The following is a 25,773-nucleotide window of genomic DNA, read 5'->3' as shown; positions in this document are numbered from 1 at the left end:
AAAAACTACGATAACGAATTATGAAGCAATTTATGGATGAAAACTTCCTGCTCGACACTAAGACTGCACAGGATCTTTTCCACAATCATGCGGCTAAAATGCCAATTATCGATTATCACTGCCACCTCATCCCTGAGATGGTAGCCAATGATCACAAGTTTAAGAGTATTACAGAACTTTGGCTCGGCGGCGACCACTACAAGTGGCGTGCTATGCGTACCAACGGTGTAGATGAGCGCTTCTGCACAGGTACTGATACCAGCGACTGGGAGAAGTTCGAGAAGTGGGCTGAAACAGTGCCTTATACTTTCCGTAACCCTCTCTATCACTGGACTCATCTGGAGCTCAAGACTGCTTTCGGTATTGATAAGCAGCTCAGCCCTAAGACTGCCCGTGAAATCTACGATGAGTGTAACGAGAAGTTGCAGTTGCCTGAGTTCAGCGCTCGTGGTTTGATGCGTCATTATAACGTAGAGTGCGTTTGTACTACAGACGACCCAATCGATGACCTGCGTTACCACAAGCAGACACGTGAGAGCGGTTTCGAAATCAAGATGATTCCTGCTTGGCGTCCTGACAAGGCTATGAACATCGAGAAGCCAGATTTCGCTGACTATATGAACAAGCTCGGTGAGGTAGCAGGTGTTAACCTCGTTACATTCCAGGATATGGTTGATGCTTTGCAGAAGCGTCACGACTTCTTTACTGAGAACGGCTGTAAGTTGAGCGACCACGGTATCGAGGAGTTCTACGATGAGCCATACACAGATTCTCAGATTGAGACTATCTTCGCCAAGGCTATGCGTGGCCAGCAGCTTTCTGCTCTCGAAATCCGTCAGTACAAGCATGCATTCCTCAAGGTTTGCGCTGAGATGGATCACGCTGCCGACTGGACACAGCAGTACCACTATGGTGCTATCCGCGACAACAATACGCTGATGTACAACAAGCTCGGTGCTGATACCGGTTTCGATTCTATCGGTGAGTTCACTACAGCCAAGGCTATGAGCAGCTTCCTCAATGAGCTCAACATGGAGGGTAAGCTCACACGTACTATCCTCTATACATTGAACCCATGTGCCAACGAGGTAATCGCTACTATGCTCGGTAACTTCCAGGATGGTTCTTGCCCAGGTAAGATTCAGTTTGGTTCTGGCTGGTGGTTCAACGATCAGCTCGATGGTATGACCCGCCAGATGAACGCACTCTCTGTATTGGGTCTCCTGAGCCGTTTCGTAGGTATGTTGACCGACTCACGTTCATTCCTCAGCTACCCACGTCACGAGTACTTCCGTCGTTTGCTCTGCAACCTTCTCGGCAATGATGTTGAGAAGGGCTTGCTTCCTAACGACATGGAGAGCCTCTCTCGTATGGTAGAGGATATCTCTTACAACAATGCTCGCAACTACTTCAAGTTCTATTAATCCATAGAACTGTAGCAATTTATACTAAGACAAATCCCTTCACGGCATCCCGGTGGTGTTGTGGAGGGATTTGATGTTTTATCGTGAAACCAATACTTTAAACTTATGGGGGTAATAAACAGAATACTAGGTTTTTACGAAGATATCAGAGAGTTCAATTCTTCTAATATCAAAGACTTTCGGGGCAGACTCAAGTCTTGGATCAAGATGGGTATGCTTGCCGGTCGCATCTTCTATCTCAAGGATATGTGGGCGAGGGATGTGGCAGCTTTGACTTTTGCCTCCTTCATGGCTCTGATACCTTTCATGGCTATGATGTTTGTCATAGCCCGTGGTTTCGGCTATGCCTCTCTGCTCGAATCCTGGCTCTCTACCACCTTCGAGGCACAGCCCGTTGTAGCGCAGACCATCGTTAACTTCGTTCACAATTATATCGAGAATACGCAGAGCAACTATATCATCGGTACGGGTATCGTAATGTTTCTCTATACCATCGTTTCGCTGATGCAGAAGATAGAGCTTACCTTCGATGACATCTGGCATACGGGCGAGCGTTCGTGGAAGCAGATTGTTACCGAATATCCTACCATTCTGTTTGGTCTGGGACTGCTGATACTCTTTGCTTCGAGCATCAATGTATGGACGGTGAATATGGTGGATAATGTAGACAGGATAGCGGATATCGGTGATACCATTCCTTCGTTCATCCTTCATCTGGCGGCTTTTGTTCCGATGTTCCTGTTCTTCGTGTTCTGCTATTATGTCATCCCGAATACCTATATCCGGGTTCGCAGTACCCTGGTTCCATCGTTCCTGGCGGGTGTCTGCATGACGGCACTTCAGTATGGATATATCTATCTGCAGGTTTTCCTTTCTAGCTACAATGTCATCTATGGTTCGCTGGCAGCCATTCCGCTTTTCCTGTTATGGCTTCAGATTTCGTGGGCTATCGTAGTGTTTGGCGCCTTGCTTTGTCATACCAACCAGAACATCCATTATTATGATGGTGATTTGCAGTACGATCATCTGAAACTGGTGCAGCGCATCAAGGTTTGTGGGGTAGTAATGCATCTGGTATGTCGTCGGTTCAATCAGGGCGAACAGGCGTATACTCCGAAAGAAATTCATGATTTAACGAAGATACCTCAACAGATTGTCAACCAGTCGGTTAAGGAGTTGTTATGTGCCCGTTTGCTGGTAGAAATCCGGAATGGTAAGAAAAGCAGTTTTGAGGAATCGGTGGTTCTTCATCCGATAGAGAAGATAGAGCATCTTACCTATGGTGTGATGATAGAGCGCCTCTTCAGTTATGGCGAGGATATCTCAAGCCTTGCCGCATTGGAGTCGGATATGGCGATGTGGAAGGATATCGACATCGTGAATGCAGAGTTCATAGAAAAGGGAAAGCAAATCGCTTTCTGATGAAAAACGGTGTTTTTTAGGCACGGTAATACGTGCCTAAAAAACTATTAATTTATAGTATCTTATTTCTGGTCATAGCCGTCAGAAATCTTTTTTCCCAGTGCTAGCGCCAGTTCAACCTTGGCACCATATCCTTCCAGCTGGTCGGCAAACTTGGCTACCGAATTGCCGGATGCGATGATGTCATCAAAGAGAATAATCTTTTTGCCCTGGAAGAAAGCCTCGTCAATATGGAGTTCATCTACAGGATCGCCATCTTCATCTACATCATGTGTGTAGCTGAAGGCAGGGTAGGCGTTGGTCATGCCCGTAGCCTTGCATATCTCCTCGCTGAACTCCTTGAAACGGCGCTTGGTATGCGCCTCAAGAGCAGCAGGAATGCAGACCAGGGTAAACTGTGCTGCCTCTTTGCCCAAAAGACTCTTCAGCTTGTCTGATACCATTTTGATAGCCTTCTTCAGGGCTTCCTGATGGTCCATCTCCGTAGTGAGCTCAGAGTTACCTTTAAAGTTGGCGATAAGGTCACGTTTTTCCCATTCCTCTGCTGTGAGTTCAAAAGTACCGAAGGCGCTGAATGCAGCGTAGTCGACAAGCCATTTGTAGTGCAGTCCGTTTTTCAGGACTGGCCACGAGTTGATTTCATTTTCGTAATTAGCCATAGACTAGAATTTTTTGATAATTAATAATGCATAGTTTCTGCAAAAATAGGAAATCTTTTCGAATTAAGGTGCCGGTTTCATAAAAAAGATTTGTTTTTTAAGTAATATTTCACGTAGCTGTTCTTTTTTTACTTATTTTTTAGTACCTTTGCACCGCATTTTAAGAAATACTTATATTTATATGACGAGAAAAACAAAACTTCATGAAATCCGCGACTACGTTATCATTGCCCTGGCGATGATAGAAGGTAGTATCGGTTTGAACATCTTCCTGCTTCCCAATCATATCACGATGGGTGGTGTAGGAGGTATCGCTTCTATCCTTTACTGGGGATTTGGCATCCCGGCATCTGTATCTTATCTGGCGCTCAATGTGTTCCTGCTTCTCATCGCATTCCGCATTCTGGGCTATAAGTTCTGTCTGAAGACCATCTATGGTGTTGGTATCTTTGCCTTAACTACCCGTCTGATAGAGACGCATACGGTAGGCATGACGCCGCTGCTTCACGACCAGCCGTTCATGGCAACGGTCATCGGTGCGTTCTTCATGGGCAGCAGTGCCGGTCTGGGTCTTTCCTGCAATGGTTCTACGGGTGGTTCTGATACCGTAGCGGCGATGATCAACAAGTACTGGAACATTTCCCTGGGTCATGCCATCATGATTTGCGACCTGTGTATCATCACCAGTTCTTATCTGGTATTGCGCAATTGGGAGATGGTGATTTACGGTTATGTCTGCCTTTTTGTGCAGTCGCTCTGTGTAGATCATGTGGTGAATGCGTTGCGCCGTTCGGTTCAGTTCTTCATCATCAGCGACAAATATCTGGAGCTCAGTGCAGCCATCAATACCGCCGCCGACCGAGGTTGTACGGTGATGGATGGTCATGGCTGTTACAGTGGCAAGGATGTCCACATGCTGTTTGTATTGGCGCGTCAGCGTGAGTCTCAGAAGATATTCCGTCTTATCGACGAGATAGATCCTACCGCCTTTGTCAGCCAGAGTGCCGTCATCGGTGTTTATGGCGAAGGTTTCGACCGTTTCAAGGTAGGCAAGAAGATAGGTTTGCCGAAGAAGAAATAGATAAACAGAAAAAGGGTGTGTCATAACTGCATGACACACCCTTTTTTGGTAATTTTCTATGAATAACACTTATTTTTCTTCTGTCGTTGCGTATATTTGAGAGATTTGTACGATTAGCAGGGATTCGGGAAAAATTCCGTTATATGAGGAAAAAAAGTAAAATAATGCATTTTTTTTCAAATTCATTTGGCACTTTCAATAAAAAAATGTAGTTTTGCAATTGCTAAATAGAAAAAGATTATTATGGCAACAATTACATTAAGACCAGATGTATATGACAAAGCGGCAATCTTTGCAAGAAAAGATAAACTTAATATTGAGGATTGGGTAAATAAAATCCTGCAAAAAATTGTTGTTGATATATCTGAAAAGGAAGATATGAAAGCTCCTGCTGAGTCAAAAATGTTCAGTTGGGAAGAAATGGGCGGCATGTTCGCTTCAGATAAAAGTGATAAAGAACTGCGTGATGAGTATCTGGAAGAAAAATATGGGATATGAAAATCTTTTGTGATACCAATATTATAACGGAATTTTTAGAAAAAAGACTTCTGTTTGATGCTGTGGCTAAAATTCTTACCTTGGCATCTACTAGTCATACTTTGTTCTTGTCTGAAGGAGGATTCTACACCATCACTTTTCTCGTGGATAAACAATTACGAAGAATGAGTATCTACAATCCTGAACGTTTAGTACAGGAAAGGAAAATTCTGCTCCGCATTCTTGACACTTTCCAAATTTCGTCTGCTTCAAGATTTGGACTGAAACAAGGAGTAGAGGATGAAAACTTTAGAGATTTAGAAGATAGTTATCAATATCAGGCGGCTATTAATTGTGGTGCTGACATTTTGTTGACTATCAATGTTAAAGACTTCGTTGGTGTCTCAGATAATAAACGAATCAAAATAATGACTCCCCAGTCTTTTGTTGATGAGTTTCTTTCTAATACGCCTAGCTGACTTACGAGTCTGCGTTTATGTTCTTAAAACAGAAAAAGGGTGTGTCATAACTGCATGACACACCCTTTTTTAGTAATTTTCTAAGTATAGACATCTATATCCTCTGGCTTCGGCTAGATGTGGAAATCTACCTGCTTCAGCCATCGCTTGACATCAAACGACGGACAGTCTTTGTGAACGTTCGGCAAATCGCGGTGGCCCAGTATCTCTGCATCAGGATAGGAGAGGCAGAGGCTCTCCAGAAGCGAATACAGAGCCTGATTCTGGGCTGGAGTGCGCGTATCGGCAGACTTGCCGTTCTTGTCGAGACCTCCCTCATAACAGATGCCGATGCTGTGGGCATTGTAATGACGGGCATGGGCTCCTACCTCTGATTCCGGGCGACCCGGATATACCACACCATCCTTCGTGATGTAATAATGATATCCGATACTCTTGAAACCGCGGGCAAGATGGCAGGCCTCCAACTGCTCGAATGTGAAATCCTGTGTCACTCTCGTGGCAGAACAGTGAATCACGATGAGTGAAATGCTACGATGTTTCTGTGTCATGGCAACCTCCCTTTTTTAGCAGTTCTGTACACAGAATGAGCTGGCTACAGCTGTTAATACCGTGATGAGGAAATTGATGATGGTTTTCCAATTTACTTTTTTCATTTTGCTTTGTTTTTTAATGATTAATACTAAGTGGATAATGATAGTCACATGCTTGTTTTAGTGGTTGGAATTTAGTTTCAGTAAGCGTTTCTGGAAGAAGAAGGGCGGGGGAGTAACTGCCAGCCCGGATACCCGTAAAAGGCAGGTTCTTGGGTCATTATGATTTGCTGTTTATCCGTAATCGTCAGGATGAAAACCAGCCGCTTTGTGCCTTCGGAATATCCCTGTCGCCGGTCAGTTCACTCCTTCCTTCTTCTGTCGTTTCGCATATTTGAGAGACGGATCACTACTCCAGACCGTCTCCGTTGTCGCCTGTTCCGTCGGTGCTGCCGCCTTGTGATGTACCGCCTTGTGATGTTCCGCCGCCCGCAGTGGTTCCGCCGCCCTGTGTGGTATCGCCAGTGGTGGTGTCGCCTGCAGCGCTCTCGCTAGAGTTGAGGAGATCCATGGCGTTCTTGGCGTTGGCATCGAGAGAGAGCTGGGTGTTGCTGAGCTTGCCGGTAGCACGGGCTCTGAGGCGGTAGCCTTCTACAAACTTGGCGAGGCTCCACTCCTTGATGCTGGCGGCTCCCATCTTGTTGATGATGCCGATGGAGAAGATGGCGAGGTTGTCTATCTTCACAGCCTTGTTCTGGAGCACGAGCTCCTTCACGCAGCTCACCATATCGGTGAGAAGGCCCTTGATGGCACCCTTCGAGAACGGGGTGTTGTGGCTCGCCATGTGTTCGGCGAGTTCATCGATACCGATGGTTTCTGTTACTACTGGTCGCGCATAATACTTGCCATACGCTTCCTTGATAGTCTTGTTCTTGTTCTTCGCTAATTTGATGAGAATCATACTTTTAAAAATTTAGTTTTAGTAAAAAGCAGTCTGTGTCTCCGCTGAGACCGTTGCTGCATCAACCTCTCTGATTGACGATACAAAGGTACAACATTCCCGAACCCCCAACTATGCGATTTGTGCGATTTGCAGGGATTCGGGAAAAAAAGGTTGAAAAAAGTGGTATTTTTTATAGAAAATTACGCTAAAATCTGCAGAATAGCTTAAAATGAGCGATTTATGAGTGTTTCACCTCAATGGAGTTAATGATTTGGCAACAGTGCTATTTTCTGCAATGTGCATAGGATTGCTTGTCAAACAACTCTTATCGTTTGCAAAACTACTAATAAAATTTGGATTATTCTATAAATCCATATAATTTTTTTTTGCTATCCCCTAAATATAATGATTTTTTGGGGCTCTTTTTCTGTTTCTTCTAACTATTTCATGTGCCTTTCTGAATAGGGAGTGAATTGTAATGCAAAGCGTTTATGTGCTGCTTTAAGATATGAGTCGTAGACATGGTTAGAATGGTTATATTTATAAGGTACAATTTTCCCTTTTCTTAAGCGGACAATACGCCCTTGTTCGTCTATTCGATAGAAGAAAGTATGATAGTAGTTGTCCAAGCATGGATTTTTGTCTTCGTCAAGCCAAGAATTTTCTTCAAATACCTCTAATTTAAGAAGATTACTTTGCTCGTTATATACCCATTTACTTCTTTGAATATCCTCTGTAGGAATATGCCGTTTGCTATTGAAACTGAACTTTATAAATGTGGGGGTAATTTCGTTTATGCCTAAATATAATGCATCTGCAATTTTTCCATCATGCCCATAAGTAACAAGAAATGTTTCATTTGTTTTCCATTCAAAACCAATGCTCTTTATGTTAAAGGCACAGACAAGAACTTGGGCGTATGGTTGACTAACACCTACAAGCCTAACCTCTCGATTTTGTGCTTCCTTATGATGATAGAAAATGTCTCCGAGAAGTTCTTTTGCTAGAGTGTCTTTTAGTAGGACACCACTGTCTGGCGAAGCTTGTTGTAAAGTGTAGAAATAAGAATTTATGCTATCTATTTTTTCTACAAGATTCAAAAAACTTACATACCTTGGTTGACACAGACAAGAGGATAGCCCCATTGTTATGACCAAGACTATAACGATATTCAATAAGGAATGTCTCATAATAACTTTTTACTTTGATATTTAGAACTTAGATTTTTTATCTGTAAGAATATTAATCATTTCCATATCTTTAATTTGCTTTGCGAAATCTAAAGGAGTCATCTCCTTTTTATCTTGATGATCAATATCAATGCCTTTATTCACTAAATCAATAGCAATTGCATTTTCACAAGATACAATAGCTTCTTGTAGAAGATTTCTACCATACGCATTGCTATAATTTATATTTCTTTCAAGTATATTTTTTCGTTCATAGATTCTCATTTCAAGAACATTTTATTTATGATAAATCTGTATGCTTTTAACATCTGCGATACCCTCAAACATAATGGTTTCGTCATCGACTTTATTGATTTTATTTACGTATTGTCTTCCATTTATGTCATTGAGATATAAGGAATCATTTTGCAAACAATAGGTATATCTGTATAGGGTATCAGCTTGTGAGTATAATTCCACCGTACTATCATTGAAAAATTCAATCTCAGGATAATTGATCTGTCTTTCTCCACCATTCAAAGTCCAATGACCAACCAAATCCTCATTAGTGCAAAATTCGGTATTGTCTATTTTCGGAGCACTGATTGTACTAATTGAAAATAACAACCTAAGAATTAATATTGGTACTATCGGACATAGATAATAAAGCCAAGTTGCTCTTAAGTTCTTTGAAAGTTGAAACATAAATCTCAACAAAGGGAACAAGTAGATAGGATACAAGCAGATGGTTATAAGCATACCATAACGACATATTTTGTCTACATCAGAGCGAACAGGGGCATCAAAGAAGAATATAGAAACATAGCATCCCAAGGGCCATAATATCAGCGAAAATGCCATAAGTATAAAGAACACCTTCTGTAAAATAGTGGGTGTTCCTCCTAATATGCGAGCTATCAGCCCATCATTAGGTTCTTGTTTTATTTCTTCTTTGTTCATGCAAAAACAGTTCCGTTACTTTTAGTTATCTTTCAACCCCTTTTCCAATTCCTCGATAGTCGGCATAGATGATTTGAAGTCTTTCGGGAAGAGTTTGGAGAGCTGATATTCCGATATACCCATTGGTTCCTTGTATGACTCCAAGGCATATTTAGCCACTACGTTGTCCTTGTCCTTACAGATAAGCAAGCCAATGGTAGGATTGTCTATGTCGGTCTTGAACTGATGGTTGATGGCCGACACATAGAAACTTAGTTGTCCCAAGAATGATGGATGGAACGACTGGGCTTTTAGCTCTATGACTACATAGGCATGGAGGTGGGCATTGTAAAACAGCAAGTCTGGGAAGAACTCCTGCTGACCTACCTCCAAACGAAACTGTCTGCCCATATAAGAGAATCCCTTTCCTAGTTCCAAAAGAAAACGTGTTACATTATTCACCAATTCTTCCTCAATGTCATGCTCGTCATATTTCTCCCTTAAGTTAAGGAAATCCAACTGATAAGGGTCTTTGGTTATCTGTTGCGCCAAGTCGCTTTGTATAGCAGGAAGCGTAGCCTGGAAGTTGGTGATAGCCTTGCCGTCACGCTCATAAAGGTCTGTGTCAAGCCAGTTGAGCAGAACGTCACGCCCCCAATTGTTCTCCCAAGTCTTTCTTACAAAGAACAAAGCCTTATCCATATTGCCCTTGCACTTATCTATGATACGACGATGGTGGTCCCAAGGAATAAGAAAAAGCAATTTGAAATCGTCCGCAGTTTGCGGACGATTTTTACTTTGTGCTACAACTCGCTGAATATCTGTAACATACAAGTCCTCTATAAAATTGTCCGCAAGCTGCGGACAATTTGCCTGTAATGGTGCATAGAGCTTATAAAAGTAGCTCATGTACTTCAAGTTAGTTGGTGAGAATCCTTTCACCCCTGACATTTCGTTCTTCAAATCCTGACTGAGATTTTTGTAAAATCCAGAGCCATAAGTATTAGTATATTGCTTAGCTTCAATGTCTCGTCCCAACTTCCAATAGAAGTCCAACAAGTAGCCATTGGTGGCACATGACGCTTTGAGGCGATGGCTGTAGAATCGTTCCTTGAGTTCCACAAGCCAGTCCTTGTAGTCGCAATCATCATGAAGGACTACTGCTAAGTCTATATTTTTCTTTGCCATAATTCTAAAACCATTTAACGCTACAAATATAAAATTTTATCGTGATAATCGGTTAAAAATAAATGATTTTTTGAGATAAGTGGCATCTATTTAGACAAATTAAAATTTGTTTGAAGATATTTTACGTTAACCTATATTATATCACTAATATCTATATGCCTCGATTTTCCATCTTCATTAATTTATAAAATCCATCCTTTATTCTATAATAGAGCACAAGACTTTATCCTTTAGTAATTTCTCGTATAACACAGATATGGTGTTTTCATATATTGAATAATCACTTTTACATTGTGCTTTAGAATTAATGCAAAAACACAATGTTAATATAAATAGTATTTTCATTTTCATCTTCGTATTCTTGAAATGTTGCGTATTGATTACTCTCTATTGATTCTTTCCACCAATTCTATAGTTGCATTTGTGACATCTTATATATTCTGCGGCACAGGAGAAATGATGTAGATTCAATTATAATAGAAGAACATGCCCATTATTGTTTTTCCAGCCATTTTTTAACACACCTTATAGCTCTGATTTGTTCGCTTTCGCTAAACTTAGAATCGTCTTTCGGTTCATTTCCTTGCAGAACAGCTTCATAAAGAACAAGAAAATAAAAATCGGAAGAGTTTATCATTCGTTCCATAATTAGTGGAACTATTTGTTTTCCCATTGATTTGAGAGGAATGAACTCAGGCAATTTTGCATATGAATGTATGCTTGCACTGTATAGTGTCTTAGGATTATGGTCTATTGCAAAATTCCATTTATCCACTAAATTTGCAAAACGATTTCTTATGCTGTCTGGAACTTGTGAAGCCAATTCTTTTATTTTCTCTTTCTCTGTATTTGTTAGAAAGTCTCTCGTTGATAGGCTGTCTTGTTTGTTGTCAGCATTGGAATTCCAAATACTCTCTGGTTCATGTACAGTTTGCAATGGTACTTTAACAATAGAGTCAGAAGCCACTTTCTCATAGTCATTTGGTGAGTGATTGGTTTGCTCTACAAAGGTTTTAAATAGAAAATTTCTTCCCCAACCATTACCAAATATAACATCTAATGGTTCCCCTGTATCTTTCCATATTCTGACTCTTGCTGCAAATCCAAAATCAAATTTAACGGCAGTACTATCATATGTAAAAGTTACAGTATAGAACTTTCTTCCTATCTGTTTTCTTATTTGAGGGCGGCTGTCTCCGTAATCCTCCTTTTTGAAAACTTGAACATCCGATACGTTAGCCTCTTTAAAAAATGGAACATACGCAGGACCAAAGGTCAAAGCCACGTTTCTTGCGCTATTTACAAGAGTACTATTGTCTAAGACCTCTGGTCGCTTGCATGAACTCAAGAATAGTGTACATAATACCGCTATTCCCCAAACTACAATCATTATAGATGGTATTTTTTTCATAATTCGTAATTTTTAATACTTATATATGTGTGAAAATATAATTATAATTGACTGTTTGAATGCAATTTTTAATATGCATTTCGCATGAACATGTTACCAATGACTTGATTATGTCTTTGCCTTCCTATTTTAAGATTGCACTTTCACTATTTTGATGTTTGTAATCTGGTGACTTTGATGTCTTCTTGCCATAGTCAAAACTATAAACAATTTTCAGATTTGCATACTGATTATAACTACGACTTTGATCTATTTGTTTGAAAGAATAATATGATGCAGATAATTCATTTACAATGTTATTCTTCATCATGAATAAATTGTTTGCATTAGCTTCGATAGCCCAATTCCCATGATTCCACATTGCCGATAGTTGATACCGCCAAAATGTCTTTCTTTTAATTTGGCTGTCTATCAAATCTCTTGACGGTGACGCTATGGATGCACTAAAAGAAAAATCCCGAACATAGTAGTTTATCATAGCAGTCCCAGAGAATGCGGACAAATTACGATGCTCTGCTCCTCCTCGAACAAAATGTTTAACCCATTGACCGGATAACTTCATATTAAGTGTACCAGAAGGTTTATAGGTTATAGACATATCTGCACTGGGACGATGATAGATACAGTCATCTCTAAAAGTGCTAATAAGATGCCCGTCTCGAATATAGTAATCCGAAATAATCGAATGATTCTGGTAAAAGTATGACACTCCCGTTTGTAAAGCGAATTTGTTAAGGTTCAAGGTATGGCTTAATCGTGGATTCAAAAGAATGGAATTATCCATGTTAGAATTACCTTTGAGAATGATGATAGGATCTATCTGCTGTTCTACATTGTTAATCGTATTTATTCTCGGATAGGTGTTTCCCAAAGCGAACATAAATTGAAGTTGCTGTACTTTATCTATCCTATAAGTAGCTCTTGCTTGAAGTCTAGGAGTAAGATGATTGATTGACTTCATCCCCTCCAAACGATATGTTAGAAATGACAGTCCTGGATTAATATCAAAGAAAAAACTCCCTAAACGTTGGGAATAGTCTGCAAAAAGGATGGTTTCGGACGAATGCAAATTTTGATTATATGCAGAAGTCCCAACGTATTCGGAATCACTAATTCTCATGAACTCGTATAAACTGAAAGCCAATCTATTTCTATGACTGAACGCCATAGAATAATTTGCATTCGCTTTGATGTAATAATAATCTTCCTTGACAAGTGAACGAAAAGACACATTATCATCGTTATAGAGACGGTCATAATCGTTTCGAGAATAATATCCATCAAAAACATAATCCAACGATTTTGTGTTAGAAAATGTGTGCAATCCGTAAAAATAGACACTTGGACGATAAGATTTGTTTCTAGTGTTAATGTCCAAAATGCTACCGTTCTTGATTGCAGCAGCAGTTTTCCAATACTCCGTCATTCCATTATTGACACCGTTTTTTGAGGCATTCCATGCCATACCACCTCTAAGCATCCAAATATATTTTCTTCCTCGGTTGCTGATTGATGCCTGTACATATTCTTCCATTTGCCTATTGTCAGCATTATTGTAATGCTGCAGTCTATTCAATTGATAATCAGGGAAAATAAAAGTCTCATTCTCGTCCATAGACGATTTTGGATTTTCCAAAGAATATCCAGCCCAAAGGTTAAAACTTTTGGTTCCTGTGACAAATTTCGAAATAAGATTGTAATCACCATAGAGATAGCCTACATTCTGAGACGCATCAAGTTGCGTGTAGCCACCATTGTTGAGTGGTTTCATTATTATGTTTATAGCATATGCATCTTTTGCATATTTACCATTCGGCACATCAAAATATTCCACTCGAGAAACGTCCTTCGGTCTTAAAGACTGTACCTCTCGAAAATCAACTTCACGCCCATCTATATAGAGAGTCGCAGCCCCATTGGGAGTTGTCACACTTCCAGTCGAACGCTCAACAGACACTCCCGGAATCATGAGATTGCTCAACAGGTCATAACCAGTTACAGCATGTTTACGTTGCTCTTTTGTAGGAATAGCAAGGATATGATCACCTTCTCTTGTAAGATAAGATGACTTTACAACAACTTCACCAAGTTCTTTGCCTTGAATAAAAGTTTTAGTTGTATCTGGTTTTTGTGCATAAGTTACGTGTAGGCACAAACTCATTATGATGACTAACAATGCTTTCATCTATTAATTTTTTATTGTTTTTATACTTATAATCAATATGCCTTCTTCTGTACTTAAAAGACAATACCTTTAACTCTTTAACAACTATTACCAAAACTTTTGCATGAAAATAACGTAACAGACAACGTTCGTCTCATTCATTTCGAGATTGGATCTGTTTTGCCCATAATACTAAGAAAGCACTCTCCCCCTAAATAGCCATCAATTTCTTGGACAATTACATTGTCAACAATAATTGATTTGAGTTCCAGTTGGATCCTTCCTGGAGAGATAGGACGCTTGTCTGCATCAAAAACAAATTGCGAAGGACATTTAAAGTTGAAAAGCACAAGATGCTGCTTTCCGCCATAGTTCAGTGTCACAGGTACTTTGCTATCGCTATATATGATTTTCCCCATTTTGCTCGCTTCTCCTGTTTCTTCGTCTGAGCTTGCAAAAGAATAAGGTATCGAAATATCATAATCGGGCAACAGCTTGACTGCTTCTGCCAATTTAGTATCTTTTATAACAAAACTTATCCAGCTGATTGGGACTTGCTGTAAGGTGACAGTCCGGTTTTCGTACCCTCCAAAAGTGTAGTGGATGATAGGTTGACCATTTTCTGTGACCTCACCCTTCCATAAACTTTTATAATCCAACTGTTCTTGCGATGCATTATAGATTACAGGAATGAATATACTGCTGTATTGTCCTTTAAGCTCATTACTCAGCTCCTCAATTACACTTTGACGCTGGAAGTAAGAATCCACATAAGTAGGATCCTCATGACATCCGCTTAAACTAATCATGGCTGAAATAGCCACAATGACCATTGATATCTTTTTCATTGCTATTGTTTTTATTATATAACGGCGAGACTATATTGTTATGTATGATAGCTAAAAATGATTCGGTAACACTTTCAATGCGCTTGTCTGTTTCTTGCAAGTGTTGTTGCATTTCCAGTTGATGGTACTCCATTGTTGAAAGACGTTGGAAAACTTCTGCATTTGTCACCATGAAACGTCTCATTGCAACAAATGCATCCATAATTCGTATGCTTACACGAATTGCGGTTTCACTTCTAAGAACAGTGGAGAGCATAGCCACTCCCTGCTCCGTGAAAGCATATGAACGAACTGTTGAGTGCTTCAAACTATTGAACCGGTCGCAATTTGCGACCAGTTCTCCTTTATCTTGATGTTCTATATTATCCGCCATATTTCTATCTTTATTTTTAAGGTCGCAAATTGTGACCTTAAACGTGTTGTTACTTATTATTGTATTCAAAGGTAATGCTTTTAGCCTTTAAGCCACTATTGCACAACCCCTTTCTTTGGAAAGAACGTAAAATTAATAGTTTTATTGCTGTGATTGCATTTTTAGTAATCGCTTAACTCGTTGTACCGTACTTACTCCTTTACCACTCAACTTCGCCACATACCTAATGGCTATGTCGTTAATCCTACCCTTACCCCCTGTTTTAGGGTGCATGGGTAGTTTTTTTAAAAAAAAGGAGAAGAGTATGGCTGATACTGCAAGAGAAACGGTTTGACTATGTTAAACTTGGGTTAACTTTAAAGTTTTTTTTAGGAACTTGGCTTTTTTTACAAAAAAAATCGTAAATTTGCAGCGAGAAAATAAAAACTTGAAGAATAAACAACATAAAAAATGAACTTATGAAGAAATTCTCGTTGATAGTGATGAGCTGCATAATAGCTTGCGGACTGCTCGCCAACCACAGCATCGTGAAGGGCGGAGAAATGTCGCCTAAGGTAGAAGACACGGTATCGATTGCCAAGAAAATCACTGATAGTCAATGGCTATCGAACAACTCCGACACGTTGGAAGTGGACACAGCTGGCGAAGACTCGGTGGTGAATGTGGTGGCCTACTTCTGCAAGGGCGACACCTGCGAATACTGGATATATGAGAATGAGTGGAAGGTGGACGGCAAGGACACGGTGAAGACGCTCGGCGTATCCACCCAGGTGCGCCTCGTGGTAAACGATTCCACCAGCAAGGGCTATAAGATGAGCTACACCTTCCTGGACGTAAAGGCCGATTCGGTGGGCGACAACTTCCGGGACAAGATGATGGCCATGGTAGCGGAGCGCACCGCCAAGAGCGTGATAGGCACCACCGTCAACTTTGAGACCGATGAATATGGTAGCATCACCAAGATTACCAATCTCTCGCAAATCAAGAAGCAGGCAAAGGCTCTCTTCAAGGCGAGCATGAAGGACATCGCCTCCATGCCCATCATGCAAGAAATGAAGAAGGCGATAGGTCTTGACTTCATGAAGATAGGCAACCAGGCTAACACCGACGAGGTGGTGGAGGGCTACCTGGAGGAGCTGAAACTGCTCTTCGCCTGCCACGGAAGCCAATATGCCGTGGGCGAACATCACGAGCACGAGGATGCCACCAAGGATAGCTACGCCAACGACACTTATATCAATGCCAGCCTAGAGAAGAATGGCAACTACACAATCTCCTGCGAGGTGGTCAGCGTGATACCAAAGGAGACCGTGAAGAAGGTGATGGGCGGACTGATGGGGGCCATCACGGAAGGACTGAAGGGCAAGAAGACCGAGGACGGCAAGGAACATGATGGCGACATCAAGGACTTGGACGACGAGTTTAAGAAGGAGATAGAAAAGGCAGTTGACCAAGATGTCCAGACCTCGGAGTATCTCAGTGTGACCTGCTTCGAGGATGGCTGGCCTAGCAGCGTGTTGAAGCAAAATAAATCTGTGATGGCTGGCCGTGGCAAGCTGAAGCAGAAACTCATCGAGGCTTGCCGATTCGCACAGCGCGAGAAATGATGAACTATTTCGACCTGTACAGATTGAATACAAGGTGAAGGATGCCATCTTTATTGTATTAACAGACTCTGTTGGTAATGAGCCAGAGGGTGAGACCGCAAAATTTTATGTGTTGAAAAGTGAAAAATATACGACTTATAACCCGTTGGCGGAATTAATTTAGCGCATACTTAACCCTGCCAATCGGTCTGTTGTTTACATAATTAATATATTGCAAGACTGTAAATGCGCTAATTTTCCCGATGATTCGGGTAAACAGTCCTGGTGTTTGCTTAGCATAGTTTCGGAAGAGCATGAAGTGATCACAAAGTTGAGAGAAATTTGTCTCGATTCTCTTCCTCGCCTTAGCATAAGGCTTAAATGTTGGTCGCCAATTCTTCATGTTCAAGCGATATGGAACTTCCAACTTGATGCCTACAGAAGAAAACAAGTCTTGCTGTAGTTCCGCACTGAGGTAAGCACGATCGCCAAGAATGCAACAGTCATGGAATTGAAACTTTACATCTTTAAGAAAATGAATGTCATGAACATTAGCTGGACTCAGGTCATACGAGTGGATAACTCCACTTAACCCACAGACAGCGTGGAGTTTATAACCAAAGTAGTATATCTTCTGAGTAGCGCAATAGCCAAATGCAGGAGAGTTTGTTACGTCTGTTCCTTTCATCTTGCAACGCAAGCCTCTGGACAAGCGACACACCTCTATTGGTTTAGAATCTATGCAGAAATATTCTTCTGCACCATCCATCTTTGACGCTATGCGCTTACGAATCTTCTCACATAGTTCCGCAGTGAGCTTTCGCCTGTCATTGAACTGGCGTCGAGAAATCAGATTTGGCATATCTGCCTTATACTCCTTCAGCCTATCGAACAAGTTGTTTTCACTGTCGATGCTAAGATGCTCGGCTGTCAAGCTCAAAGCAACAACTTCGAGGTCTGAAAAACGTGGTACGACTCCTGGGCGAGGAATATTTCCTAGCTCATTAACTAAATTTTTGGAGAATTCCTTGCATATCTCAAGAATTTTTACGAAATTTGCATACAAGTTGTGCATAGCGTGAAATATATAACTTTATAATTGGACACTACAAAGTTACTAAAAATCAACGAGATGCACAACTTTTTTCTCCATAAAAATATACTAATTTTCAGGCGGTTTTTTAATTCCGCCAACAGGTACGACTTATAAAAAACGTGGATAGCGTTTTTGCTACTCACGTTTTTTATAAGTCACAACATATTACACTTTTGATTATTTATTCAAAAATTCTAAACAAACCATACATTATAGACGCAAAACCAGCAACATATCCGTTAAGATAATTAATATAGTTTATTGTAAAACTCGGTGGGAAATTACGCCTGTCTTTGTATGTGATATTTAGGAATGTAATACCAAAGGATATTGCACAAATACTATCATATCTTTTAAATAAGATGGTTGTTATTCCTAAGCATATCATCAAAATTGAAAAAATCAAGTAAGTGCCATTTTTTATGGCACTTACCGACTTTTTGTGCTTAATAACAGAAAACATTATTGCAATTCCTGTTATAGACGCTAATATTCCCCAAAGACAAATATAGTTCATATTGTTTTGATTTTATGTTATAACTAAAAAACGACTGGATATTGAATTTATTGCATAGAATTGTAGTATTAATCAAAAAACGCACAATAATATGTCTATCAATGTTTTTCCATTGTCTCACCAAGTAGGGACTATTGGGCGACACACATGTTCAAGTCGTACATGCTTTTCCGCCAAAGGTGCGTCTCTGCAATCCTGCTCTCCATCCTGCTTCTGTCGCGCCATTCAAATAGGCCGATTACTATGGTACATCCTACTACGATGGTGGCTATCGTTATGCCCAACGCCATCCATCGGCAGATATGCCCGGTCTGTTTCCTGCGTTCCATGTTGTTACTATTTTTGAAATTACTGATTCATTTTAATACTGTTTTACACGTTTGAGCCGACAAGGATAAGGCGCAGAACACCACAATAAAGAATTTGTGCAGTATTTATAACAACTTTTATGTTATATGGATACTTGGCTAATAGGACTGACTAATTCTTTACTTGTTTTTTTGCATAAACTTTGTGTTGATTTTTTAATACTGTCAAAAACAAAAAGGGCTGACTCCCTAAAGTGAAATCAGCCCCAATTTTACACAATATGCCATTTGGAATAGGCATAACATTATGTTCTACAAACTTAATAAACCATATAAGAGAAAACCGATACCTGCTACGTATCCTTGAAGTGATGATATATAGGCATTAGTCCTCTTTGAAACTGGATTCTGTTTGTTATCATAATAGGTGTAGCAAGAGCAGATAATACCTAAATATATTGAAGTATAGGCATCATATTTCTGAAACACAATGTTCAATATCCCCAATGTTATACCACACAAAATCCATACATGGCAAAAATACCAAAATACGTTTCTATTTCTACTTTTTTTTAGGAGAAAGAGAATAAATGTACAACTAATAAGAAGTACACACCCCCACAATAAATGTACCATACATTATTCATTTTTATTCTGACTTTTGTTATTTTCTTGCTCTTTTTTTCTATAACTATATCAGTTAGCCTTTCTATACCTGATTGTTTCAGTTTACGTCCTTGGTCAATTGAAACATGAAATCGTTTAATATTACGTTTTACTTGCTCATTAAGACGCTTTGTTTCAACGCCATAAAGTGTGGCAAGGTCACGGTCAAGCATAACTTGTTGTCCTCTAATGATTTTTATTAGAGGCTCTATATTGTCAACAACAACCACCTGGTCACGATTTGTGACCAGTTCGCCGTTTCCTGTCTTTTCCGTTATGTCTGCCATATTTCTATCTTTATTTTTGAGGTCACAATATTGTGACCTTAAACGTGTTGTTACTTATTATTGCATTCGAAGGTAGTGCTTTTAGCCTTTAAGCCACTATTGCACAACCCCTTTCTTTGAAAAGAACGTAAAATTAATAGTTTTATTGCTGTGATTGTAGTTTTATTAACTTTAATCATAATCTTAAATTTTTAAAAATTAATAATGTGTAAGAACTCTTTGCTCTCCTCGGACTCTTTGCCTCTGCAGCGACTTTTTATCTCACTGCAAAGGTAGGCATAATATGGACAAGATTTTTGATATGGAAAGTATGGACTGTGGTATGGAAAAAATAAGGAAGCCTTGTCGGGGCTTCCTTATATGGAGAGTGCTGTATGTGTCTGTATGACTGGTTGTTGATGAATTATTCTTTGTTGTCCAACAGCTCGCTGATTCCTTTGTAGAAAGATGATTTTTGGAAACAGCGTTTCACTCATTAAAAGTTTCTTCTATAAATGGTAGTTCTACAATTATTTAATCACATTTGACATAATAGATTGCACCATCATGCCTAATCATAATAAATATAGTCATATTCTTGGGAAATACTATTATATTATCGGCGCTAGGAAACCATATATCACTAAAATAATTATATAAATCTATTGTACGGAATACATCTATTGTTTTAAACTCATCCCAATTAATACAGATAACATCACAACATAAATTCAAATCTGCAAATAATTCTAATAATGAAAAGTGGTCTTCAAGTGCATTATACTTTTCTATAAAAGAACCATTTGATTGAAAATTATCAAAAACAGACTCATGTAAATCATATACTTTAATATTCTTTCGAAAATGTTGGTAGCATATATTACAGTCTGTTTGATTCAATTTTTGAAACGAGGGAAATAACTCTCCCGTTTCTTTTTCAAATAAATCAATTTTAAAGTTTTCCATATTTTATTTCTTTATAAGCTCAGCACCACTAATACCACCTGCATTTCGTTTGCCTTTTGTGAAATCCCAAGTCTCACTACCTGCATACTGGGTGCGGCGTGGGTCAGAACCGTAAGAGGCGAAGTCACCAATTATCTTGACATTGGCAAGCTGGAATTTTTTACCAGTGTCTGTGCCGTATGTATTGGTATGCGCCATCTGTCCGCCAGCCTTGCGACGCTGTGGGTCGTAGGTGTAGCAGGTCTCAGCACCGTTGCAATACTTCAAAGAAGCAAAATGTGAATATTTTTTGCCTCTTCCTGTTGATTTTACAGGAGGTTTATATCCTTGTCTTGATGATACATACATATGTTCTTATTTTGGTGTTATAATTAAAAGAACGAAGATTGATAAAGTTTATTGCTTAGGATTACATCATTTTACAAATGAAAACACTATATGCTTGTGTCGGAAAGGTATATATTCATTAAACTCACCCTGGAAGGGATATGCATAGTGTGTTGTATGCATTCCCTTCCAGGGTGATTTTTTATGGTTCATCCAGAAATTCGATGATTTCTGCTACTTGTTGCCGGGTGTAGAAGTGGGAAAACTTGCCGGCGTAGCCCGAACAGAGGCTCTGCTTGAGCTCGGGACACCGGTTGATCCATCTCACCAGCCGGTTGAGCGCTACCCTGGGGGTAGCGGTGGGAAAGTAGAGCATGGCGAGCTCCGCCTTCCCGTAACTTCTGTCTTCTATCATATTTTGTTCTTTTTAGTCTGTTTTTGTCAGTTGCTTCTTTCTTCTGCCTGGTAGAATAAAATCTCTCCGAATCATAAGAAAATCCCTCCGAAAGATACGGAAATCTCTCCGAAAGATAAAAAAATATCTCCGAAGCAGAAATTCCTAAAATGGGAGATCCCCGGGCGGAATATTCTCGCTGCCATCCATCTTCTGGTTGTTCTCTATCTCGTCAGGACGCATCTCTATCACCTTCCAGCCGTTGCCCGTCTTGCGGTGAATCTTCTTGAATCCCAGTGCCTCCATGAACATCGAAATATCCTTGTTCGACATCGACTGGCGGAAGGCTGGGTTCGTGCAGATGCGCTCCATCACGTCACTCGCCGTAACAAACTTGCAGAACTCGGACAGCGTATCGGCATCAGGAACACGGTAGAACTTGTTGATGCGCTCGGCTATGTAGTTGTTTACACGGAAATAAAGATTGTGGTGCTGTATCTCCTCGTTCTCCTCCTTCGTAAACCAGTAAACCCAGTCGCAAGGCTCACCCCTCCGGCGCTTCTCTATCACCTCCTGAGCCAGTGCCACTGCCTGGGAGTAGATGCCCTCGTAATTGAAGGGGAAGTCGATGGGACTCTTGATCTTCTCGATTCGCCAGATGAGGAAACGGCGGTTCTCGTCATCATCTATGATATGAATCTCATTGCTCGTGGCACAGAACCCCGCATTGTTCTGCAGAATGCAGTCCCACTCGGCATAAGGGATTCGCATGCTGATGTTGCGCTTCGTGATGTTGCTCTTGAAGGAATCCAGGTTCTTGCCGCGCAGACAGCTGAACTCATCGAGACATACTATCGCCTTGCTGGCACACATCTGCAGGAAATCCTTGTTCTTGTAGTCGCCCGTAGAATCGTTGGCGAAATACTTGCGCAGATGGGGCGGCAGGAGATGGTCGAAAAACGTGGTCTTGAAGATGCCGCCCTTGCCTACGAAAACCATGATAGACTGGTTGGTGACATCGGGCCGCACCCAGCAAACCACCATGTTGACCAGCCATTTCCTGAAGGCATAGGCAAAATCCTCCTCCGTATGGCGGTAACCGCCTGTCTGCATCACGGTTACCCGATGGGCTAATTCTGCGATATGGTCAGTCTTTCGGTCCCATTTCGGCAGACTCTTCAGATATTCCTCCATGGGGTTGAATTCGGGACTGAAGTTACTTCTGATTACCGTATCCAGCTTTTTCTGGGTGGTGCAGATGTTATCCAGTTCCATCTTCACGAACAGGGAATTGCTCACCCGGGTATCCACTTCGGTCCAGTCGAGATAGAGTTTTTCTCCGGTGTTGATGGCGCGCACTTCATACTGGTTGCTCAGCGTGTTGTGGTGCATTTCATATCGGGCTCCCAGCCATCCCAGCAGTGCTCTCATGCTGGTATAGCGTTTCTGCTCATCATCTCCCTGCTGTCTTATCTTCCAGGTTCCAAGCCGCTCGGTATGCTTGTAAATCTCCCGTGCCACCCGCTCGGTATCGGCATATTCGCCGCCAAACTTATCAGCCATGTGTTTCACAGCCTCCTCCTTTTCGGCTCCGAAACAGAGGCAGAATGTGGCGTATCTCACTACGTAGCTGTTGTGATGATGCTCCTCAAACCGCTCTTCCCAGCTCTCAGCCAGTTTGTCTACATACTGCAGAATCTCTTCGGTGGTGAGCGTCTTCGGTGGCGCCTCGTCTTCCTGTTTGCGCGGGCTTTTCTTTCTGGGTTTTTCAGCCTCCGTCTGTCTTTTCCTGTTCTGTTCCTCCTGTTGCTTTGTGGCTTTTTCGAAGTTCTCCACCTCCTCCCGGGTGATGGGGAGAACTTCGGCATTCCAGTTGAAGTAAGCCTCGGGGTCGTAAGCCAGTCCGCAGCTTCTCACCATGTCCTGGCATTGCTTGTCGCTGCTGATACCCAGCAGTTTATCGTACATGCTCATGGCTTTCCTGATGGCGAGCAGGTGGAGTTCGGTGGCAGTGAGATTGCATCCTTCAGGACGCATATATCTGAGCAGGATGCGGAATCCCTTGCCCGAGACGGTGATGTAGAAGACCATGGTGAAGCGCTGTTTCAGGGCTTTTTTCTTAAGATCTGCGATGTCTTCGGGGGGCACGTCATCATAATCGAGCATCAGCCAGAAGGTTTCCTTCCTGAAGTCGGTCAGCTTCTTGGCATTACCTTTGAACTGCACGCTGGGTGTGATGCAGGGTAGCCGGTGCTTGATGTCCTCTGCCGTTCTCTTGTCCACCTTCATCATCGCCCTGTAGCCTTCGGTATTGGCTTTTACCGGTGCCGAATGCATGATGTTGTACTCCAGCACCGCTCTGTTAGGGAGCGGGTTGCTGGCAGAGGAAAACAGGTTAGTGAAAAATGAGGGCAAGGCCTCTTTCTCCTCTTCTGTTTCCGGGTTCTTTCCGGTCTCGTTTGTGGGTTTAATCTTTTTCATTTCTTTTTGGATTTTATGAGTTTGAATCTTTTAATAATTTTCCAAGTTTTTTAGTTATTTTCTTGTAGGAAAGGGTTTCTCTCCAGTAGCTCCATGCTCTGTTATGTTCGCTCCAGTATACCGAACCTTTGTTCTGTTCCCATATGCCCACTTCATCGCAATAATACTGGAATCTTGTTTTATGATGGACATTTTCTTCATGAACCCAGGTTTTACCTTCGAAGGCATCATCATCATCTTTTTTCATGAGAATGGTTTTGATGGCTCTATCCATAGCGAATATGTACTCTGGTATGAGCGTCATGTTATCAATCCTCTTATCGATATTGGACTTTCCACCAGTTTCTTTACGAATCATAGTTGGTGATACGCCACATGTCTTTGCGATAGCCAGCTTAAATCTGACTTCATCTTCAAGTTCTGTCATAAATTTCTGCAAATCTTTCATTGTTTTATTCTTTGTTGTTAATATGTTGCGAAGGTAAACAAAATGTTTTATTTAGGCGGAGAGCTCTATAGAGCTCGCTTTTTACAAAGAATAACCTAGGTTAAAGTTTTTAACGCAGCATTTTTGCGCCCCTTTTTGGGGGTATTTTGAAGATGATGTTTGGTTTTGTATTGCCTGGCGGAAGAAAAAGCTGAAAAATGACGAGGTGAAGGGTGAAGGGTATATTTTAAACTCTATATTATATTCTTTATTTTATGGATTTTGCGATTTTTGACCCTAGGGTCTTTTTTTCGGTTTTTACCCTTACCCTTCACGCGTATATATATAAAAGAGTTTTCAACCCTTCACCCTTCACCTTTTTGCTTAATATTTTGTGGGTCAGTGAGTTAAGGGTGAAGGGTGGTGAAGGGAGGTGAAGGGAAAAGTAAAAAGACTTTCCACTCCTCAATGTAAAAAACAGCCCTAAAAATTTGGAAGTTACAAATATTCAGCGTATCTTTGCAGAAGATTGTGCGGCGCTCGGCAATCAGAAAGCAAGCTTTCATTGCGCTCGCTGGCATAATCTTTGCAGTACAAATAAAAACATAATGCGTATGAAACAGGTAGAAGAAAGATACATCAGCTTGCTGACCGACTTCGGTTTCAAGCGAATTTTTGGAACAGCAATGAACAAGGATTTGCTCATTTGCTTCCTCAACAGCTTGTTTAATGGCAGACAGGTTGTGAAGGACGTATCGTATCTGAACCCGGAGCACGTGGGAGATGTCTATACCGACCGCAGAGCCATCTTTGATGTATATTGCGAGGGAGAAAACGGCGAGAAGTTCATCGTAGAAATGCAGAATGCCTACCAGACGTATTTCAAGAATCGCGCCCTTTTCTACTCAACCTTTCCTATCCGTGAACAGGCACTAAAGGGGAGTGAATGGGATTTCAGACTCAATCATGTCTATACCGTAGCCCTGCTCAACTTCAGCATGAACGAGGACGCCTTCGACAAGGAGAAAATCCGCCATCATGTGCAGTTGTGCGACACAGCTACCCACAAAGTGTTTTACGACAAGCTCGAATATATTTATGTAGAGATTTCCAAGTTCAACAAACCCCTGGAAGAACTGGATACGCTCTACGAGAAGTGGCTCTATGCACTGAAGAATCTCTATAAGCTTACCCAGCGCCCGAAGGAGCTGTGCGACAAGGTTTTCGACCGCCTCTTCGAGGAAGCCGAGATTGCCAAGTTTACTCCGCAGGAAATGAGGGAGTACGAGACCAGCAAGATGGCATATCGTGACATCAAGAATTCCGTAGACACTGCCAAGCGTGAAGGTATAGCTGAGGGTATGGAAAAGGGAATGAAGGAAGGTATGGAAAAAGGTCTTGCGGAAGGTATGGAAAAGGGGATGAACCAGAAAGCCCTGGAAATAGCTAAGAATATGCTGGCAATGGGACTTTCTGCCGAACAGGTTGCCAAGGCTACCCAGCTGCCTTTAGATATCATCAAGAATCTGAGCAATTCATAAAAAACAGAAAGCGGAGATGTAGATTACGAATATCACCATATAATCAAGGGTCTATATGCCACCTTTTCATCGTGGCATATAGACCACT

At 41.1% G+C, this 25,773-nt stretch carries 25 protein-coding genes and 1 pseudogene; 7 read left to right on the top strand and 19 right to left on the bottom strand.

The window, feature by feature from the left end:
* Positions 1 to 20: 20 nt before the first annotated feature.
* Both uxaC and RCO84_RS06635 read left to right on the top strand, forming a co-directional pair.
* Positions 21 to 1,424: a glucuronate isomerase gene (uxaC, locus tag RCO84_RS06640; protein ID WP_117586887.1), complete on the top strand. Its 1,404-nt coding sequence runs from the start codon at positions 21 to 23 to the stop codon at positions 1,422 to 1,424.
* Positions 1,425 to 1,529: 105 nt separating this feature from the next.
* Positions 1,530 to 2,846, top strand: a complete 1,317-nt coding sequence (locus RCO84_RS06635; RefSeq protein WP_317584424.1) for a YihY/virulence factor BrkB family protein — start codon at positions 1,530 to 1,532, stop codon at positions 2,844 to 2,846.
* Positions 2,847 to 2,908: 62 nt separating this feature from the next.
* On the opposite strand, the gene RCO84_RS06630 is transcribed toward RCO84_RS06635, so the two are convergent.
* Positions 2,909 to 3,505, bottom strand: coding sequence for a phosphoribosyltransferase (locus tag RCO84_RS06630; protein ID WP_317584422.1), 597 nt, complete (start codon positions 3,503 to 3,505; stop codon positions 2,909 to 2,911).
* 181 nt (positions 3,506 to 3,686) lie between these two features.
* Between RCO84_RS06630 and RCO84_RS06625 the strand changes: the two genes are divergently transcribed.
* The 3 genes from RCO84_RS06625 (at position 3,687) to RCO84_RS06615 (ending at position 5,542) form a co-directional block, all read left to right on the top strand.
* Entirely contained in the window at positions 3,687 to 4,586 is a 900-nt protein-coding gene (locus RCO84_RS06625) for a YitT family protein (protein WP_144155107.1), read from the top strand.
* A 243-nt stretch (positions 4,587 to 4,829) separates the two neighbouring features.
* Positions 4,830 to 5,084, top strand: coding sequence for a hypothetical protein (locus RCO84_RS06620; protein WP_117586890.1), 255 nt, complete (start codon positions 4,830 to 4,832; stop codon positions 5,082 to 5,084).
* Entirely contained in the window at positions 5,081 to 5,542 is a 462-nt protein-coding gene (locus RCO84_RS06615; protein ID WP_117586891.1) for a hypothetical protein, read from the top strand. The genes RCO84_RS06620 and RCO84_RS06615 overlap by 4 nt, the downstream gene beginning before the upstream one ends.
* Positions 5,543 to 5,655: 113 nt before the next feature.
* Here the strand turns inward: RCO84_RS06615 and RCO84_RS06610 are convergent, their stop codons facing one another.
* The 11 genes from RCO84_RS06610 to RCO84_RS06560 form a co-directional block, all read right to left on the bottom strand.
* The gene (locus tag RCO84_RS06610) at positions 5,656 to 6,093 is read right to left on the bottom strand and encodes an N-acetylmuramoyl-L-alanine amidase (protein WP_317584420.1); all 438 of its coding nucleotides are present in this window, start codon (positions 6,091 to 6,093) and stop codon (positions 5,656 to 5,658) included.
* 15 nt (positions 6,094 to 6,108) lie between these two features.
* Complete coding sequence (locus RCO84_RS06605) at positions 6,109 to 6,198, bottom strand: smalltalk protein (RefSeq protein WP_022120265.1); 90 nt, start codon at positions 6,196 to 6,198, stop codon at positions 6,109 to 6,111.
* Positions 6,199 to 6,484: 286 nt separating this feature from the next.
* Positions 6,485 to 7,036, bottom strand: coding sequence for an HU family DNA-binding protein (locus RCO84_RS06600; protein ID WP_317584419.1), 552 nt, complete (start codon positions 7,034 to 7,036; stop codon positions 6,485 to 6,487).
* Between the two features lie 422 nt (positions 7,037 to 7,458).
* A complete protein-coding gene (locus RCO84_RS06595; RefSeq protein WP_317576609.1) occupies positions 7,459 to 8,208 on the bottom strand; it encodes a hypothetical protein in 750 nt (249 codons plus the stop codon).
* 21 nt (positions 8,209 to 8,229) lie between these two features.
* Positions 8,230 to 8,472 carry an ankyrin repeat domain-containing protein gene (locus tag RCO84_RS06590; protein WP_287820395.1) on the bottom strand — a complete coding sequence of 81 codons (243 nt, stop codon included), beginning with the start codon at positions 8,470 to 8,472 and terminating at the stop codon, positions 8,230 to 8,232.
* Between the two features lie 12 nt (positions 8,473 to 8,484).
* On the bottom strand, positions 8,485 to 9,147 hold the full coding sequence (locus RCO84_RS06585) for a hypothetical protein (protein WP_287820393.1): 663 nt from the start codon (positions 9,145 to 9,147) through the stop codon (positions 8,485 to 8,487).
* Between the two features lie 21 nt (positions 9,148 to 9,168).
* The gene (locus RCO84_RS06580) at positions 9,169 to 10,314 is read right to left on the bottom strand and encodes a PDDEXK nuclease domain-containing protein (RefSeq protein ID WP_287829968.1); all 1,146 of its coding nucleotides are present in this window, start codon (positions 10,312 to 10,314) and stop codon (positions 9,169 to 9,171) included.
* Between the two features lie 493 nt (positions 10,315 to 10,807).
* On the bottom strand, positions 10,808 to 11,725 hold the full coding sequence (locus tag RCO84_RS06575) for a hypothetical protein (protein ID WP_317584417.1): 918 nt from the start codon (positions 11,723 to 11,725) through the stop codon (positions 10,808 to 10,810).
* Positions 11,726 to 11,849: 124 nt separating this feature from the next.
* A complete protein-coding gene (locus RCO84_RS06570) occupies positions 11,850 to 13,910 on the bottom strand; it encodes a hypothetical protein (protein WP_317584416.1) in 2,061 nt (686 codons plus the stop codon).
* Positions 13,911 to 14,047: 137 nt separating this feature from the next.
* Complete coding sequence (locus RCO84_RS06565) at positions 14,048 to 14,737, bottom strand: DUF4840 domain-containing protein (RefSeq protein WP_144154832.1); 690 nt, start codon at positions 14,735 to 14,737, stop codon at positions 14,048 to 14,050.
* Positions 14,691 to 15,110, bottom strand: a complete 420-nt coding sequence (locus RCO84_RS06560) for an ORF6N domain-containing protein (protein ID WP_228113700.1) — start codon at positions 15,108 to 15,110, stop codon at positions 14,691 to 14,693. Before RCO84_RS06560 ends, RCO84_RS06565 begins: the two co-directional genes overlap by 47 nt.
* A 458-nt stretch (positions 15,111 to 15,568) precedes the next feature.
* Here RCO84_RS06560 and RCO84_RS06555 point away from each other — a divergent pair, with 458 nt between their 5' ends.
* Complete coding sequence (locus RCO84_RS06555) at positions 15,569 to 16,717, top strand: hypothetical protein (RefSeq protein WP_317584415.1); 1,149 nt, start codon at positions 15,569 to 15,571, stop codon at positions 16,715 to 16,717.
* Positions 16,718 to 16,871: 154 nt separating this feature from the next.
* Here RCO84_RS06555 and RCO84_RS06550 read toward each other — a convergent pair.
* From RCO84_RS06550 to RCO84_RS06520, 7 genes and pseudogenes are all read right to left on the bottom strand, one after another.
* Positions 16,872 to 17,857, bottom strand: a pseudogene (locus RCO84_RS06550) (IS982 family transposase).
* A 1,332-nt stretch (positions 17,858 to 19,189) separates the two neighbouring features.
* Positions 19,190 to 19,570 carry an ORF6N domain-containing protein gene (locus tag RCO84_RS06545; protein ID WP_317584414.1) on the bottom strand — a complete coding sequence of 127 codons (381 nt, stop codon included), beginning with the start codon at positions 19,568 to 19,570 and terminating at the stop codon, positions 19,190 to 19,192.
* A 513-nt stretch (positions 19,571 to 20,083) separates the two neighbouring features.
* Complete coding sequence (locus RCO84_RS06540; protein ID WP_317584413.1) at positions 20,084 to 20,515, bottom strand: hypothetical protein; 432 nt, start codon at positions 20,513 to 20,515, stop codon at positions 20,084 to 20,086.
* 3 nt (positions 20,516 to 20,518) lie between these two features.
* Positions 20,519 to 20,863 (bottom strand): hypothetical protein, encoded by a 345-nt coding sequence (locus RCO84_RS06535; RefSeq protein ID WP_144154822.1) that lies wholly within the window; start codon positions 20,861 to 20,863, stop codon positions 20,519 to 20,521.
* Between the two features lie 181 nt (positions 20,864 to 21,044).
* On the bottom strand, positions 21,045 to 21,257 hold the full coding sequence (locus RCO84_RS06530) for a DUF4248 domain-containing protein (RefSeq protein WP_006846744.1): 213 nt from the start codon (positions 21,255 to 21,257) through the stop codon (positions 21,045 to 21,047).
* A gap of 144 nt (positions 21,258 to 21,401) precedes the next feature.
* On the bottom strand, positions 21,402 to 23,717 hold the full coding sequence (locus RCO84_RS06525) for a BT4734/BF3469 family protein (protein ID WP_317584411.1): 2,316 nt from the start codon (positions 23,715 to 23,717) through the stop codon (positions 21,402 to 21,404).
* A 13-nt stretch (positions 23,718 to 23,730) separates the two neighbouring features.
* The gene (locus RCO84_RS06520) at positions 23,731 to 24,165 is read right to left on the bottom strand and encodes a hypothetical protein (RefSeq protein WP_287838733.1); all 435 of its coding nucleotides are present in this window, start codon (positions 24,163 to 24,165) and stop codon (positions 23,731 to 23,733) included.
* Between the two features lie 593 nt (positions 24,166 to 24,758).
* Between RCO84_RS06520 and RCO84_RS06515 the strand changes: the two genes are divergently transcribed.
* On the top strand, positions 24,759 to 25,685 hold the full coding sequence (locus RCO84_RS06515) for an Rpn family recombination-promoting nuclease/putative transposase (RefSeq protein WP_445081695.1): 927 nt from the start codon (positions 24,759 to 24,761) through the stop codon (positions 25,683 to 25,685).
* Positions 25,686 to 25,773 lie beyond the last annotated feature (88 nt).

The organism is Segatella copri (genome assembly GCF_949820605.1).
Taxonomy (GTDB): domain Bacteria; phylum Bacteroidota; class Bacteroidia; order Bacteroidales; family Bacteroidaceae; genus Prevotella.
The sequence above is the reverse complement of the archived record's forward strand: the minus strand, read 5'-3'. Positions and strand labels throughout refer to the sequence as shown.